The sequence below is a fragment of the Streptomyces sp. WAC04114 genome (genome assembly GCF_019733245.1).
GTDB classification, from domain to species: domain Bacteria; phylum Actinomycetota; class Actinomycetes; order Streptomycetales; family Streptomycetaceae; genus Streptomyces; species Streptomyces massasporeus_A.
On the sequence record NZ_JAIGQA010000004.1, the window covers coordinates 69,509 to 84,353 of the forward strand.

15 protein-coding genes are annotated in these 14,845 nt (G+C 72.3%); 9 read left to right on the forward strand and 6 right to left on the reverse strand.

Translation table 11 applies throughout. From position 1 onward, the window contains the following. Positions 1-40: 40 nt before the first annotated feature. Both K4G64_RS02590 and K4G64_RS02595 read left to right on the forward strand, forming a co-directional pair. Complete coding sequence (locus K4G64_RS02590) at positions 41-751, forward strand: ThuA domain-containing protein (RefSeq protein ID WP_221754380.1); 711 nt, start codon at positions 41-43, stop codon at positions 749-751. Further along, the gene (locus K4G64_RS02595; protein WP_221754381.1) at positions 721-1,830 is read left to right on the forward strand and encodes a Gfo/Idh/MocA family protein; all 1,110 of its coding nucleotides are present in this window, start codon (positions 721-723) and stop codon (positions 1,828-1,830) included. The genes K4G64_RS02590 and K4G64_RS02595 overlap by 31 nt, the downstream gene beginning before the upstream one ends. A gap of 2 nt (positions 1,831-1,832) precedes the next feature. On the opposite strand, the gene K4G64_RS02600 is transcribed toward K4G64_RS02595, so the two are convergent. Beyond that, complete coding sequence (locus K4G64_RS02600; RefSeq protein ID WP_221754382.1) at positions 1,833-3,311, reverse strand: glutamate-cysteine ligase family protein; 1,479 nt, start codon at positions 3,309-3,311, stop codon at positions 1,833-1,835. 141 nt (positions 3,312-3,452) lie between these two features. On the opposite strand from K4G64_RS02600, the gene K4G64_RS02605 reads away from it, so the two are divergent. From K4G64_RS02605 to K4G64_RS02615, 3 genes are all read left to right on the forward strand, one after another. Beyond that, positions 3,453-4,634, forward strand: a complete 1,182-nt coding sequence (locus tag K4G64_RS02605; protein WP_221754383.1) for an MFS transporter — start codon at positions 3,453-3,455, stop codon at positions 4,632-4,634. Between the two features lie 101 nt (positions 4,635-4,735). Next, the gene (locus tag K4G64_RS02610) at positions 4,736-5,614 is read left to right on the forward strand and encodes an SDR family oxidoreductase (protein WP_221754384.1); all 879 of its coding nucleotides are present in this window, start codon (positions 4,736-4,738) and stop codon (positions 5,612-5,614) included. Between the two features lie 63 nt (positions 5,615-5,677). Next, complete coding sequence (locus tag K4G64_RS02615; RefSeq protein ID WP_221754385.1) at positions 5,678-6,406, forward strand: maleylpyruvate isomerase family mycothiol-dependent enzyme; 729 nt, start codon at positions 5,678-5,680, stop codon at positions 6,404-6,406. 18 nt (positions 6,407-6,424) lie between these two features. On the opposite strand, the gene K4G64_RS02620 is transcribed toward K4G64_RS02615, so the two are convergent. Then, a complete protein-coding gene (locus tag K4G64_RS02620; RefSeq protein ID WP_221754386.1) occupies positions 6,425-6,826 on the reverse strand; it encodes a MarR family winged helix-turn-helix transcriptional regulator in 402 nt (133 codons plus the stop codon). Between the two features lie 87 nt (positions 6,827-6,913). On the opposite strand from K4G64_RS02620, the gene K4G64_RS02625 reads away from it, so the two are divergent. After that, complete coding sequence (locus K4G64_RS02625; RefSeq protein ID WP_221754387.1) at positions 6,914-8,401, forward strand: MFS transporter; 1,488 nt, start codon at positions 6,914-6,916, stop codon at positions 8,399-8,401. 79 nt (positions 8,402-8,480) lie between these two features. After that, positions 8,481-8,765: a DUF6332 family protein gene (locus K4G64_RS02630; protein ID WP_221754388.1), complete on the forward strand. Its 285-nt coding sequence runs from the start codon at positions 8,481-8,483 to the stop codon at positions 8,763-8,765. Here the strand turns inward: K4G64_RS02630 and K4G64_RS02635 are convergent. The 3 genes from K4G64_RS02635 to K4G64_RS02645 form a co-directional block, all read right to left on the reverse strand. Continuing rightward, on the reverse strand, positions 8,726-9,391 hold the full coding sequence (locus K4G64_RS02635; protein WP_221754389.1) for a response regulator transcription factor: 666 nt from the start codon (positions 9,389-9,391) through the stop codon (positions 8,726-8,728). The genes K4G64_RS02630 and K4G64_RS02635 overlap by 40 nt on opposite strands. Next, positions 9,388-10,632 carry a sensor histidine kinase gene (locus K4G64_RS02640; RefSeq protein ID WP_221754390.1) on the reverse strand — a complete coding sequence of 415 codons (1,245 nt, stop codon included), beginning with the start codon at positions 10,630-10,632 and terminating at the stop codon, positions 9,388-9,390. Before K4G64_RS02640 ends, K4G64_RS02635 begins: the two co-directional genes overlap by 4 nt. 98 nt (positions 10,633-10,730) lie before the next feature. Further along, complete coding sequence (locus K4G64_RS02645; protein WP_221754391.1) at positions 10,731-11,423, reverse strand: TetR/AcrR family transcriptional regulator; 693 nt, start codon at positions 11,421-11,423, stop codon at positions 10,731-10,733. A gap of 171 nt (positions 11,424-11,594) precedes the next feature. On the opposite strand from K4G64_RS02645, the gene K4G64_RS02650 reads away from it, so the two are divergent. Next, complete coding sequence (locus K4G64_RS02650; RefSeq protein WP_221754392.1) at positions 11,595-12,044, forward strand: nitroreductase family deazaflavin-dependent oxidoreductase; 450 nt, start codon at positions 11,595-11,597, stop codon at positions 12,042-12,044. Here K4G64_RS02650 and K4G64_RS02655 read toward each other — a convergent pair. After that, the gene (locus K4G64_RS02655; protein WP_221754393.1) at positions 12,028-13,269 is read right to left on the reverse strand and encodes a geranylgeranyl reductase family protein; all 1,242 of its coding nucleotides are present in this window, start codon (positions 13,267-13,269) and stop codon (positions 12,028-12,030) included. The genes K4G64_RS02650 and K4G64_RS02655 overlap by 17 nt on opposite strands. Positions 13,270-13,461: 192 nt before the next feature. On the opposite strand from K4G64_RS02655, the gene K4G64_RS02660 reads away from it, so the two are divergent. After that, on the forward strand, positions 13,462-14,817 hold the full coding sequence (locus tag K4G64_RS02660) for a dipeptidase (RefSeq protein WP_221754394.1): 1,356 nt from the start codon (positions 13,462-13,464) through the stop codon (positions 14,815-14,817). Positions 14,818-14,845 lie beyond the last annotated feature (28 nt).

A 14,845-nucleotide genomic window follows, 5' to 3' on the forward strand; every position in this document is an offset into this window, starting at 1 on the left:
CTTTTCCGATCGCGGGCGACCGGCGCATAGTGAGATCACGATGACGCAGAAGAGAGCCCTGGTGGTCCGAGGCGGCTGGGAAGGACATCAGCCGGTCGAGGCCACGGAACTGTTCCTGCCCTTCCTCCGCGACAACGGATACACGGTCCGGGTCGAGGAGTCGACCGAGATCTACGCGGATGCCGCCGAGATGGCCGGCACGGACCTGGTCGTGCAGTGCGTGACGATGTCAGAGATCACGCGTGACCAGCTGGCGGGGCTGAGCTCCGCGGTCGTGGCCGGTACCGGCTTCACCGGCTGGCACGGCGGCATCGCCGACTCGTTCCGCGCCTCCTCGGACTATCTCCACCTGGTGGGCGGCCAGTTCGCCACCCACCCCGGCAAGCAGCCGTGTGAGCGCCGGGGTACGGCGGACGACAACTTCCTGCCCCACACCATCCACGTCACCGATGCCGGTCGCGAGCACCCGATCACGGCCGGCATCGAGGACTTCGCCCTGGACACCGAGCAGTACTGGGTGCTCCACGACGACCTGATCGACGTCCTGGCCACCACCACGCATCCCGTCCGGCCGTGGGAGCCCTGGCACCGGCCGGTCACCTCACCGGCGGTCTGGACCCGCCGTTGGGGGGCCGGGCGGATCGTGGTGACGACGCCGGGGCACAGCGTCGACGTGCTGGAGAACCCCCAGGTCCGCACCATCGTCGAGAGGGGCATGCTGTGGGCGACGCGCACCGTGTCGGGGTCGTAGGGCTCGGCGTCATCTCCCGCGCGTACCTGGACACGCTTCTCGGACGTCCCGGCGTACGCGTCACCGCGGTCGCCGACCTCGACGCCTCCCGGTCGGCCGCGGCCGCCGCCGAACTGCCCGGCGCCCGGGCCCTGGCGGTCGAGGAGCTGCTGAGCAGCCCGGACGTGGACACGGTCCTGAACCTGACCACGCCGGCCGCCCACGCGGAGATAGCCCTGGGGGCGATCCGGCACGGCAAGAACGTGTACGGGGAGAAGCCCCTGGCCGCGGGCCTGGAGGACGCCCGGGCCGTGCTGGAGGCCGCCGCGAAGGCGGGCACCGGTGTCGGCTGTGCCCCGGACACCGTGCTGGGCACGGGAGTTCAGACCGCTCGGGCGGCCGTGGAGGCCGGGAGCATCGGACGCCCGCAGTTCGCCTCGGCCGTGATGGTCACCCCGGGCCACGAACGCTGGCATCCCCACCCCGACTTCTATTACACGGCCGGCGGCGGTCCGCTGCTGGACATGGGGCCGTACTACCTCTCGTCCCTGGTCCATCTGCTGGGGCCGGTGCGTGCCGTCACCGGAGCCGCCGGGCGGCTGCGCGCCGAGCGTGTCATCGGATCCGGCCCGCGCGCCGGCGAGCGCATACCGGTCGAGGTGGACAGCCATGTCACCGGAGTGCTGGAGCACGTGAACGGGACGCTGACGACGCTCACGACGAGCTTCGACGGCGTGGCCACCACGGCCGCGCCCATCGAGGTGCACGGCGACAGCGGCACCCTCTCGGTCCCCGACCCCAACCGCTTCGACGGGGAGGTGCGCCTCCACGCGCTCGGCGACACGCGCTGGCGCGCCGTTGCGACGTCGGCGGGTTACGAGGACGGCGCGCGCGGCGTCGGCCTGCTCGACTTCCTCACCGCCGACGGCGCGCGGGCGCCGCGTGCGAGCGGCGAACTCGCCCTGCACGTGCTGGAGGCGATGACCGCTCTGCTGCGTTCGGCGGCCGAGGGGCGGCGGATCGAGCTGACGACATCGGCCGAGGTGCCCGCACCCGTACCCCTGACGGCTGCCGCGCAGTGGCACGGCCGGCCCGACTGAGGTCAGTCCACGGGCCAGGTGTGCGCGGGCGCGTTCATGTGCATGTAGTCCATGTAGGTCCTGGTCATCTGCCGCAGTGCCTCCCGCCGGTCGGAGATGCCGGCCTTCTCCAGGTGGTGCACCATCTCCACCTGCCACAGGGCGCCGTTGCGGCCGGTGACGCAGCGCTGCTCGATGATGCCCAGCAGGGGTTCGCGCCACGCGGCGTCCATGCCGGTCAGCTCCAGACCCCTGTGGGCCAGGGGCAGCAGCCGCCGCAACACCAGTTCCGTGACCGGCACTTCGCCCACGCCGGGCCAGTACAGGCGGGCGTCGATGCCGTCGCGGGCCGCGGTGTGCAGGTTCTCCTCGGCGACCGAGAAGGACATCCGCGTCCACACCGGCCGGTCCTCGTCGACCAGGGCGCGGGTCAGTCCGTAGTAGAAGGCGCCGTTGGCGATGATGTCGGCCACGGTGGGGCCGGCGGGCAGCACCCGGTTCTCGATGCGCAGATGGGGGCCGCTCTCGGTGACGGCGTAGATGGGGCGGTTCCAGCGGTAGATCGTGCCGTTGTGCAGGGTCAGCTCGCCCAGCTGGGGAACGCCGCCGCTGTCCAGCTCCTTCTGCGGGTCCTCGTCCTCGCACAGCGGCAGCAAGGCCGGGAAGTAGCGGACGTTCTCCTCGAAGAGGTCGAAGACGCTGGTGATCCAGCGCTCGCCGAACCACACCCGGGGCCGTACGCCCTGGGCCTTGATCTCCTCGGGGCGGGTGTCGGTGGCCTGCTCGAACAGGGGGATGCGGGTCTCGCGCCACAGCTCCTTGCCGAACAGGAAGGGCGAGTTCGCCGCGAGGGCGATCTGCACGCCCGCGACGGCCTGGGCCGCGTTCCAGTAGTGCGGGAACTCCTTCGGGTCGACCTGGAGATGGAACTGGGTGCTGGTGCAGGCGGCCTCGGGCGTGATCGTGTCGGCGTACGTCGCCAGGCGTTCCACACCGTCGACCCTGATCCGCAGGTCCTCGCCCCGGGCCGCGAAGATCTGCTCGTTGAGCAGCCGGTAGCGGGGGTCGCCGGAGAGCGCGGACTCGCTGACGTGCGACTCCCCCAGCGTCGGCAGGATGCCGACCATGATCAGGTGCGCGCCCACCGCGGCGGCGCCGTCCTCGGCGTGGTTCAGGGCGTCGCGGATCTCCTGCTCCCAGGAGCCGGGGCCGCCCGCCGTGAGTTGCCGGGGCGGGATGTTGATCTCCAGGTTGAAGCGGCCCAGCTCGCTGGACCAGGCGGGGTCGGCGATCGCCTGGAGTACGTCGGTGTTGCGCATCACGGGCAGCCCGGCGTCGTCCACCAGGTTGAGCTCGATCTCGAGGCCGACCTGGGGGCGCTCGCTCTCGAAGCCCGACTCGTGGAGCATCCGGGCGAGCACCTCGAGGTCGGTGTGCATCTTCTCCCGGTACCGACGGCGGTCCTCCCGGGTGAACACCAGGGCCGGCACGTCACGTCCCATGTGCCCTCCTGCGCTCCTGCGGCGGCTGTGTCCGCTCCTTAAGCGATGGGTCTCGTCCCAGAGTCGCACCTTGTCCTCGCCCCCGCACCCACCTAGCCTGAGTTTGTGCCGCAAATAAACAAAACCCGAACGCACAATGACGTGCCGGGCAACAGCAGCTCCCTGACCCGACTCCGGATCGCCCTCACCGTCTTCTTCGCCCTCGACGGCTTCGTCTTCGCCGGCTGGGTCGTGCGCATCCCCGCCATCAAGGCGCAGACCGGCGCCTCCGCCAGTGCCCTCGGCCTCGCCCTGCTGGGCGTCTCCGCCGGGGCCGTCGTCACCATGACCCTCACCGGGCGCCTGTGCCGCCGCTACGGGAACCACCAGGTCACCGTCGTCTGCGCGGTGCTGCTCTCCCTCTCCGTCGCCCTGCCCCCGCTGACCCACTCGGCGCTCGCGCTGGGCCTCGTCCTGCTGCTCTTCGGAGCCGCGTACGGCGGGATCAATGTCGCCTTCAACAGTGCGGCCGTGGAACTCGTGGCCGCGCTGCGACGGCCGGTCATGCCGAGCTTCCACGCGGCCTTCAGCCTGGGCGGCATGGTCGGAGCGGGGCTGGGCGCCCTGGTCGCGGGGGTCCTCTCCCCCACGCGGCACCTGCTGCTGCTCACGTTGGTCGGCCTGCTCGTCACGGCGGCGGCGGCCCCCACTCTCCTGCGGCACGAGCCGCCGGCGCCCCCGGAGCGGAACGTTCCCCCCGAGGGAGCCCCGCGCCGCCTGGACCGCCGCACCCGTGCGCTGGTGATCGTCTTCGGCCTCATCGCGGGGTGCACCGCGTACGGCGAGGGGGCGCTGGCCGACTGGGGCGCACTGCACCTCGAACAGGACCTGCACGCCTCGACGGGTGCCGCGGCCGTGGGCTACTCCTGCTTCGCACTCGCCATGACGGTGGGGCGGCTGTCCGGCACGTCGCTCCTGGAGCGTCTGGGGCAGACCCGGACCGTCGTCGCCGGCGGCGCCACCGCGGCGGCCGGCATGCTGGTCGGCGCCCTCGCCCCCTCCCTCTGGGCGGCCCTCCTCGGCTACGCGATCACGGGCATCGGCCTCGCGAACCTCTTCCCCGTGGCCGTGGAACGGGCCGGGGCCCTCGCCGGCCCCGACGGCGTCGCCACGGCCTCCACCCTGGGCTACGGGGGCATGCTCCTCGGCCCGCCCGCGATCGGTTTCATGGCGGACTGGTTCTCCCTGCCGGCCGCACTCACCAGCGTGGCGGTCCTGGCGGCGGTGGCGGCGGCCGTCGGCGCCCTGGTGGGGGCGTCCGCGCGGCGGCCGGCCGGGGGCTGAGAGGAGCGGCACTGCCAGGGGGGATGCCGGTGATCCTGGGTACCCGTGGCCACGCCCGGTGTGATCACCGGGCCGTACGCCGCGGACGAGGAGGCAGACCCGTGACCGAACAGCAGCATCCCGCAGATCAGCACCCGACCCCGGAGTTTCCCTCCCAGGACCAGCCGCACCCGGGCTGGACCGGCCCGATGGACCCGCCCCCGGACCACGGTGAGGACTCCTACCGGGGCAGTGGCCGGCTGGCCGGCCGCAAGGCCGTGATCACCGGCGGGGACTCCGGGATCGGCCGCGCGGTCGCCCTGGCGTTCGCCCGTGAGGGTGCCGACGTGCTGTTCACCCATCTGGATGACGAGAAGGACGACGCCGCCGAGACGGCCCGGCTAGTCGAGGAGGCCGGCCGGCGTGCCGTGCCCGTTTCGTGCGACGTACGGGAGGAGGAGAACTGCCGGGCGCTGATCGACCGCGCCGTGGACGAGTTCGGCCGGATCGACATCCTCGTGAACAACGCGGCGTACCAGATGTCGCAGCCCGACGGCATCGAGGCGATCACCACCGAGCAGTTCGACCGGGTGCTGCGCACTAACCTGTACGGGATGTTCTGGCTGTGCAAGCTGGCCCTGCCGCACATCCCGGAGGGCGGCAGCATCATCAACTCCACGTCGGTGCAGGCGTACAAGCCCAGTCCGCATCTACTGGACTACGCGACGACGAAGGGCGCGATCGTCACGTTCACCCAGGGGCTGGCGCAGATGCTGATCGAGAAGGGCATCCGCGTCAACGCGGTGGCGCCGGGGCCGGTGTGGACGCCGTTGATCCCGGCGACCCTGCCGGACACGCGGACGTTCGGCAAGCAGGCCCCCATCGGACGGCCCGCACAGCCCGCCGAGATGGCTCCGGCGTACGTCTTCCTCGCCTCGCAGGAGGCGTCGTACATCACCGCCGAGATCCTCAATGCGACGGGCGGGACGCCGCTGCCATAGCCCCGGGGCGGCCGCCGGAAATCCCCGGGCTTCGAGAGCGCTTCATGCGGCAGACTCGGCGCCATGGAGACCGCCGAGTTCCTTGACGCACTGGAGACGGAGGGCCGGCTGCTGGCAGCGGCCGCCGAGGAGGCCGGGACGGAAGCGAAGGTGCCGACCTGCCCCGAGTGGCAGGTGCGGGATCTGCTGCGGCACACGGGCGCCGTGCACCGCTGGGCCGCCGCCTACGTCGCCGAGCAGATCACCGAGCGCCGCCCGCTGGTCGAACCCACCGACCTCGACGGCGCGGAGCTCATCGCCTGGTACCGCGACAGCCACCGCCGGCTCGTCGACACGCTGGTCGGCGCCTCGCCCGACGTGGAGTGCTTCGCCTTCCTGCCCGCGCCGTCCCCACTGGCCTTCTGGGCCCGGCGGCAGGCACACGAGACGGCCGTGCACCGGGTCGACGCGGAGTCCGCTCGCGGCGGCGCCTCGACCGACGTCACCCCCGGGTTCGCGACCGACGGCATCGACGAACTGCTGCGCGGCTTCCACGCCCGTTCCAGGAGCCGGGTACGCACCGCCGAGCCGCGCGTCCTGCGGATCCGCACCGAGGACACCGGCGCGGTGTGGACGCTGCGGCTGTCGCCGGAGCCGCCCGTGACCACGCGGGACGGGTCCGGGGAGGCCGAGTGCGAACTGTCCGCCCCGGCCGGGCAGTTGTACCTGGCGCTATGGAACCGGGCGCCCCTGCCGAGCGCCACGGGCGACCAAGCGCTCGCCACGCTGTGGCGGGAGGCGTCGGCGATCTGAGCGGCCACCGGCGCACAGTCAGTCGTCGGTGAGCATCCTCGCCAGTACCGCGCGCTGCACGGGAAGCACCTCGCCGTGCAGCGCGCGCCCCTTGGCCGTGAGGCAGACCTTCACGCCGCGCCGGTCCTCGGAGCACATGCCGCGCTCGACGAGGCCCTCCTTCTCCAGCCGGGCGATCAGCCGTGACAGCGCGCTCTGGCTCAGGTGGACCCGCTCGGAGATCTCCTGGACGCGGTAGGACGGCGCTCCCGGCGTGCCCTTCGGCGTCCGGCACCCGGCGAGGACGTCGAGCACCTCGAAGTCGCTGGCGCACAGCCCGTGGCCGTGCAGCGCACGGTCGAGCTCGCACTGGGTCCGCGCGTGCAGCGCCAGAATGTCCCGCCACTGTTCCACGAGCGCCTGCTCGGCCTGCTCAGCCATGCGCCGCACCGTAACAGAGAACCAAGATTGTTGCACCTGAATTAAATGCATTTGCATCTCATGCATACGCATGTAGTGTTCGTTGGCATGACCTCTCCGCTCATCTCCCCCACGCCCGAAGGGCGTTGGACGCCACGGCTCTGGGGCACCCTGCTCGTGCTCTGCGCCGCGATGTTCCTGGACGCCCTGGATGTGTCCATGGTCGGCGTCGCCCTGCCGTCCATCGGCGCCGACCTCGGCCTGTCGACCTCGGCGCTGCAATGGATCGTCAGCGGCTACATCCTGGGCTACGGCGGTCTGCTGCTGCTCGGCGGACGCGCCGCCGACCTGCTGGGCCGGCGTCAGGTCTTCCTGGTGGCCCTGGGCGTCTTCGCGCTCGCCTCGCTGCTCGGCGGGCTCGTCGACTCGGGACCGCTGCTCATCGCCAGTCGCTTCATCAAGGGCCTGAGCGCGGCCTTCACGGCCCCCGCCGGCCTGTCGATCATCACCACGACGTTTCCCGAAGGCCCGCTGCGCAACCGGGCGCTCTCCATCTACACCACCTGCGCGGCCACCGGCTTCTCCATGGGCCTGGTGCTCTCTGGCCTGCTCACCGAGGCCAGTTGGCGCCTGACCATGCTGCTGCCCGCACCCATCGCCCTGATCGCGCTCGTCGCCGGTCTGAAGCTGCTGCCGCGCAGCGAACCGGAGAAGGACCACAACGGCTACGACGTCCCCGGCGCCGTCCTCGGCACCGCCTCGATGCTGCTGCTGGTCTTCACTGTCGTCCAGGCACCGGGGGTCGGTTGGGCGTCGGCCCGCACCCTGCTGTCCTTCCTCGCGGTGGCCGCGCTGCTGACGGTGTTCGTCGTGGTGGAGCGGCGCTCGGCGGGACCGTTGATCCGGCTCGGCGTGCTGCGCTCCGGCAGCCAGATCCGCGCCCAGCTCGGCGCGATGGCGTTCTTCGGCTCGTATGTCGGCTTCCAGTTCCTGGCGACGCTCTACATGCAGACGCTGCTGGGGTGGTCGGCGCTGCACACGGCGCTCGCCTTCCTGCCCGCGGGCGCGCTGGTGGCGGTGTCGTCGACGGTGGTGGGCACGATCGTCGACCGGTTCGGCACCCAGCGGCTGATCGCGGGAGGCTTCGCGCTCATGGTTCTCGGATACGCGCTGTTCCTGCGCGTCGACCTGGACCCGGTGTACGCCGCGGTGATCCTGCCGAGCATGCTGCTGATCGGCGCCGCCTGCGCCCTGGTCTTCCCGTCTCTCAACATCCAGGCCACCAACGGCGTCGACGACCACGAGCAGGGCATGGTCTCCGGCCTGCTCAACACCTCCGTCCAGGTCGGCGGAGCGATCTTCCTGGCCGTCGTCACGGCCGTGGTGACCGCCGGCGCCCCCGCGGACCCCACTCCGCAGGCCGTCCTGGACAGCTACCGGCCCGGGTTCATGGTCGCCACGGGCATCGCCGTCGCCGGCCTGCTGATCACTCTCACCGGCCTGCGGCCCAGCCGGGGGAGGAAGTCCGCGGGGCCCTCCGTCGTCGTCGCCAAGTCCACCCCCAAGGAGGCGGAGCGCGTCGCCGTGGGCGACTAGCGCGACCCGGGGGACGCCTCCGACCGTGCGCCCGGCGGGCTGCCTTGCCCGCCGGGCGCACCCCTGTTTCACTCGCCGTATGACCAGTCACGGGGGACGGCGCAGTCAGGGTGAACGCGACGCGATCACCGTCGAGATCGGGTACGCGCTGTGCAGTGCGGCCTTCGCCGCTGCGGTGGTGTTCGGGGCAGTGGCCGGGCCCGCGCTGCTCTTCGGCCTGCCGGACACGGCCGAGCGCCTGCTGCTGCTCGCCGGCACGGTGCTCGCGCCGGTCCTCTTCGTCGCGCGGGTCGTCAGCGTCCTGGTCCGGTTCCGGACGGCGGATCAGCCCAGCCAGCCCGGCCGTACCAGCCCCGACTCGTAGGCGAGCACGACCAGTTGGGCCCGGTCGCGGGCGCCGAGCTTCACCATGGTGCGACTGACGTGGGTCTTCGCGGTCAGCGGGCTGACGACCAGGCGGCGGGCGATCTCCTCGTTGGACAGGCCGATCCCGACCAGCGCCATCACCTCCCGCTCCCGCTCGGTGAGCCGGGCCAGGGCGCCGGCCGCCGCCGGTTCCTTGGAGCGGGAGGCGAACTCGGAGATCAGCCGCCGCGTCACGCCCGGCGACAGCAGGGCGTCACCCGCGACCACCGCCCGGACGGCGCGCAGGAGTTCCTCCGGCTCGGTGTCCTTGACCAGGAAGCCCGAGGCGCCGGAGCGGATCGCCTCGAAGACGTACTCGTCGAGCTCGAACGTGGTGAGCATGACGACCCTGACGTCCTTCAGGCCGGGGTCGCCGGTGACCTGCCGGGTCGCGGCGAGGCCGTCGAGGGCGGGCATGCGGATGTCCATCAGGACGACGTCGGGGCGCAGTTCGCGGATCCGGCGCACGGCCTCCTCGCCGTCGGCGGCCTCCCCGGCCACCTCGATGTCGGGCTGCGCGTCGAGCAGTGCCCGGAACCCGGCCCTCACCAGGGACTGGTCGTCGGCCAGCAGCACTCGGATCAACGGTCCTCCTGCGTCGGTCCGGGGGACGTGCCGCCGGATGCCGTCAGCGGCAGCACGGCGAGTACCCGGAACCCTCCGTCCGGGCGGGGGCCCGCTTCGATGGTGCCACCCAGGGCCGCGGCCCGCTCCCGCATCCCGGCGAGTCCGTTGCCGCTGCCGCCCGCGTCGTCCCCGGTCGCGGGCCCGTCGTCATCCACGCGCAGCCGCAGCAGGCCCGCCTCGGACGCGAGGTGCACGCGCGCGTGCCGCGACCCCGAGTGCCGGACGACGTTGGTCAGGGCCTCCTGGACGATCCGGAAGGCGGCGAGGTCGGTGCCCGGTGCGAGGCGCGGCGGCTCCCCCTGGACGTCCACCGTAAGGCCCGCGCTCCCGGCCTGCTCCACCAGTTCGGGCAGCCGGTCGAGCCCCGGCGCGGGGGCGCGCGGCGCGTCACCGGGGGTACGCAGGGTGTCGAGCACCTGGCGCACCTCGCCGAGCGCCTCCTTGCTCTGGTCCTTGATCGTGGTGAGGGCCGTGCGGGCCTGCTCGGGGTCGGTGTCGAGGAGCGCGAGGCCGACCCCGGCCTGCACGTTGATGACGGAGATGCTGTGGGCGAGGACGTCGTGCAGCTCCCGGGCGATCCGCAGCCGCTCCTCGTCGGCCCGCCGCCGCGCGGCCTCGGCCCGTTCGGCCCGTTCCCTGGCCCACTGTTCGCGCCGGACGCGGAACAGCTCCGACACCGCCGCGATCGCCACCACCCACGTGGCGACGACGATCTCCTCACCCCAGGAGGCGGCGGAGTCACCGGACGGCGGCAGCCACCGGAAGAGCCAGTGCGCCACCAGGACGTGTCCGGCCCAGAGCATGCCCATCGCGGCCCACGCCGCCCGGCGGTGCCCGGCCACGATCGCGCTGAAGCAGGCGAGGGCCACGGTGAAGAGCACCGGCCCGTAGGGATACCCGGCCCCCAGATAGACCATGACGGCGGCCGCCGTGCCGAACACCACGGCCACCGGATACCGCTTCCGCCACAGCAGCAGCCCGCCGGCCACGAGCAGCAGCGCCCGCGCGAAGAGATCCAGCTCCGCCCGCTCGCCCTGCTGCCCGTGCTCGGCGAAGTTCGACCCGACCAGGACGAACGCGGTCACGAGGACCGTGGACCGCCAGGGCCATGGCGGCTCACGCCCGTCCCACCGGTCCCACCAGGCGCGCCCGTGCCGCCACCACCGCGGCGACGCGCCCCGCGCACGCTGCTCGTCCATACCGGCCACGCTAGACGCCACGCTCGGGCGGCCGCGTCACCCGGCGTGGTGATCACGCGTACTCCCCGGGAAGTAGGCCCGTGCACCGGCCCGGTGGCCTACGGGGTGGTGGGAACCAGCCCGACTCCCCGGGCGAGTTGCCCCGCCGCATGCCGGAAGAACGTCTCCCGGTCCTCCACCACCCGGTTGAACTGGCCGAACAGCTCGAAGCCGACCAGTCCGTACAGCTGGGCCCAGGCCGCGACGAGTGCCGTCACGACCTCTGGGGGGAGGTCGGGGGCGAGGTCGGCGGCCATGCGTTCGGCCTCCGGGCGGAGCTCGTCCACCAGCGGGGGCCGGGCGAGCTCCGGGTCACGGTGGGCGTCGCGGGCGATGCCGATGAGCAGGAGCCCGACGCGGGCGGCGGCCGGGACGGTGGCTTCGGGGGCCGTGTAGCCCGGGACGGGCGAGCCGTAGATCAGCGCGTACTCGTGCGGATGGTCCAGCGCCCAGCCGCGTACCGCCTCGCAGACCGTGATCCAGCGCCGGAAGGGGTCGGCCGCCGGCTCGTGCGCGGTCTCGGCGCACTCGCCGAGGGAGTCGTAGGCATCGATGATGAGGGCTGTCAGCAGGTCGTCACGGCTGGGGAAGTAGCGGTACAGCGCGGAGGAGACCATGCCGAGCTCACGGGCCACGGCACGCAGCGAGAGCCGGGCGGCGCCCTCCGCCGCGAGCTGTCTGCGGGCCTCGTCCTTGATGGCCGCGGTCACTTCGATCCTGGCCCTGGCACGGGCGCCCTGTGCGGTGCTCATGCCGAGCAGTCTCCCATGGAAGAAGAGCAGTGCACACAGAAGAGAGCGGTGAACAAATTAGAGAGCAGTGCTCTTGCTTTGGTGTACGACCCCATGCAGACTGACAGCAGAACGAGCGAGAGCAGTGCTCACGGAAGAGAGCGCCGCTTCGCCATCACCCGAGGGGACCCCATGTCCACGCACGTCCAGAAGCCCGGCTGGTTCACCGTCAACGTCCTCAACCGCGTCGTGGCCTGGCTGACCCGCCGCGGCGTCAGCGTCTGGGGCTCCCGCGTCCTCGCCGTCCGCGGCCGCAAGAGCGGCCAGTGGCGCACCACCCCGGTCAACCTGCTGACCCTGGACGGCAAGCAGTACCTGGTCGCACCCCGCGGCCATGTGCAGTGGACGCACAACATGCGCGCCGCGGGCGGCGGCGAACTGCACCTCGGCAAGCACGTGGACACCTTCACCGCGGCCGAGGTCGGCGACGACGACAAGACCCCGATCCTGCGCGCCTACCTCAAGCGCTGGAAGGCGGAGGTCGGGGTCTTCTTCAACGGAGTCGGCCCCGACTCCCCGGACGACGAGCTGCGCCGCATCGCCCCGGACCACCCCGTCTTCGAGATCACTCGGACGAGCTGACCTCCGCAGCCGCGGCGGGACGGCGGTCCATCGCGGCCAGGGCGCGCTGGGCGATCGGATACGTGCGGACGATCTCACCCAGCGACGTCGAGCCCTGCGTGATCTCCTTGAACGCCCGCCACGCGGGACGGAGGCCCGTCAGCGCCGCGTGGAACAGCCCGGGACGGCGCTCGAACGCCGTGAGCAGCCGCTTGCCGACGCTCATCTCCACCCCGAGCCCGGCCTTGACCGCGAACGCGTAGTTGAGAGCCTGCCGGCGCGTGTCGACGGCGTCGTGCGCTTCGGCGATCCGCACCGCCCACTCCCCCGCCAGCCGGCCGGACCGCAGCGCGAAGGAGATGCCCTCGCGGGTCCACGGCTCCAGGAGCCCGGCGGCGTCACCGCACACCAGCACCCGTCCGCGGGAGAGCGGCGAGTCGTCGGCGCGGCAGCGGGTCAAGTGCCCCGAGGAGATGCTCGGTTCGAAGCCGGCGAGGCCCAGCCGGCCGATGAACTCCTCCAAGTACCGTTTGGTGGCGGCCCCTTCGCCACGGGCCGAGATCACCCCGACGGTCAGGGTGTCGCCCTTGGGGAAGACCCAGCCGTAACTGCCCGGCATCGGGCCCCAGTCGATGAGCACCCGGCCCTTCCAGTCCTCGGCGACGGTCTCCGGCACCGGGATCTCCGCCTCCAGACCGAGGTCCACCTGGGCGAGCTTGACCCCGACATGCGCCCCTATGCGGCTGGCACTGCCGTCCGCCCCGACGACGGCGCGGGCGAGCACGACCTCGCCGCCCTGCAGGACCACGGCGACCGTGCGCCGGTCCGGCACCGTCGAGCCGTGCTGCTCCACCCGCTGGACCGTGACACCCGTGCGCAGCTCGGCGCCCGCCTTCTGCGCGTGCTCGACGAGCTGCTGGTCGAACTCGGGCCGGTTGATCAGCCCGAAGAGCATCTGCCTGGAGCGGCGCGTGCGCGTGAAACGGCCGTTGTTGGAGAAGGTCACCGCGTGCACCCGGTCCCTGAGCGGCAGCTCGAAGCCGGGCGGCAGGGCGTCGCGCGAGGGGCCGATGATGCCGCCGCCGCACGTCTTGTACCGCGGCAGTTCGGCCTTCTCCAGCAACAGCACGCGTCTGCCGGCCACTGCCGCCGCGTACGCGGCTGAAGCGCCCGCGGGTCCCGCGCCCACCACGACGACGTCCCACACCTGCCGCGCGTCGTCCGCCGAAGAGTTCTCGCTGCTCACGATGGTCTACTGCTCCCGATCAAGCCGCCTGCCGCTGTCTCCCGCATCCTACGGCGGCGGTCACCGCAGGCCGCTGTGGGAGGATCGGCAGCGTGGGTGGCCCTTACACGGGGACGCGCCCGCGCCACACGATCACCGCGTACCGAGAGAGGTACGCATCCGTACAACGTCGCACCCACGAGGAGCGTGCCCATGTCGTCGAATCCGGTCGCCGAGACCGTCGCCTCGCTGATGCCCAGGGCGAAGGAGGAGCTCACCGAACTGGTGGCCTTCCGGTCGGTGGCGGACTTCGACCAGTTCCCCCGCAGCGAGAGCGAGGGCGCCGCCCGCTGGGTCGCGGACGCCCTCGCCGCCGAGGGATTCCAGGACGTGGCCTTGCTCGACACCCCCGACGGCACGCAGTCGGTCTACGGCTTTCTGCCCGGCCCGCAGGGCGCGAAGACCGTCCTGCTCTACGCCCACTACGACGTGCAGCCGCCGCTGGACGAGGCCGCCTGGACGACCCCGCCGTTCGAGCTGACCGAGCGGGACGGCCGCTGGTACGGGCGCGGGGCCGCCGACTGCAAGGGCGGCCTGATCATGCATCTGCTGGCGCTGCGCGCGCTCAAGGCGAACGGCGGTGTGCCCGTGCATGTGAAGGTGATCGCCGAGGGCTCCGAGGAGATGGGCACGGGCGGTCTGGAGCGGTACGCGGAGGAACACCCGGAGCTGCTGGCGGCGGACACGATCGTGATCGGCGACGCGGGCAACTTCCGGGTCGGTCTGCCGACCGTCACCTCCACCCTGCGCGGCATGACCATGGTGCGCGTCCAGGTCGACACGCTCGCGGGCAACCTCCACTCGGGCCAGTTCGGCGGTGCCGCTCCCGACGCGCTCGCCGCGCTGATCCGCGTGCTGGACTCGCTGCGTGCCGAGGACGGCTCGACGACCGTCGAGGGGCTCTCAGCTGATGCGGGCTGGGACGGGCTCCAGTACGAGGATGAGCAGTTCCGCCGGGACGCCAAGGTGCTGGACGGCGTCGAACTGATCGGCTCCGGGACGGTCGCCGACCGCATCTGGGCGCGGCCGGCCGTCACGGTCATCGGCATCGACTGCCCGCCGGTGGTCGGCGCCACCCCGTCCGTGCAGGCGAGCGCCCGGGCGCTGATCAGCCTGCGGGTGCCGCCGGGGGTGGACGCGTCCGCGGCGACCAAGCTGCTCCAGGCGCACCTGGAGGCGCACACGCCGTGGGGTGCGCGGGTGAGCACCGAGCAGATCGGCGAGGGCCAGCCGTTCCGCGCCGACACCACCAGCCCGGCCTACCAGGCCATGGCGGCGGCGATGGCGGTCGCCTACCCGGGGCAGGAGATGCAGTACGCGGGGCAGGGCGGCTCGATCCCGCTGTGCAACACGCTGGCCGCGCTCTACCCGCGTGCGGAGATCCTGCTCATCGGACTGAGCGAGCCGGAGGCCCAGATCCACGCGGTGGACGAGAGTGTGTCGCCCGAGGAGCTGGAGCGGCTGTCGGTGGCGGAGGCGCTGTTCCTGCGCACGTACGCCGCGAGCTGACCGCTCTGCCCGCAGCAGAAGGCCCTCG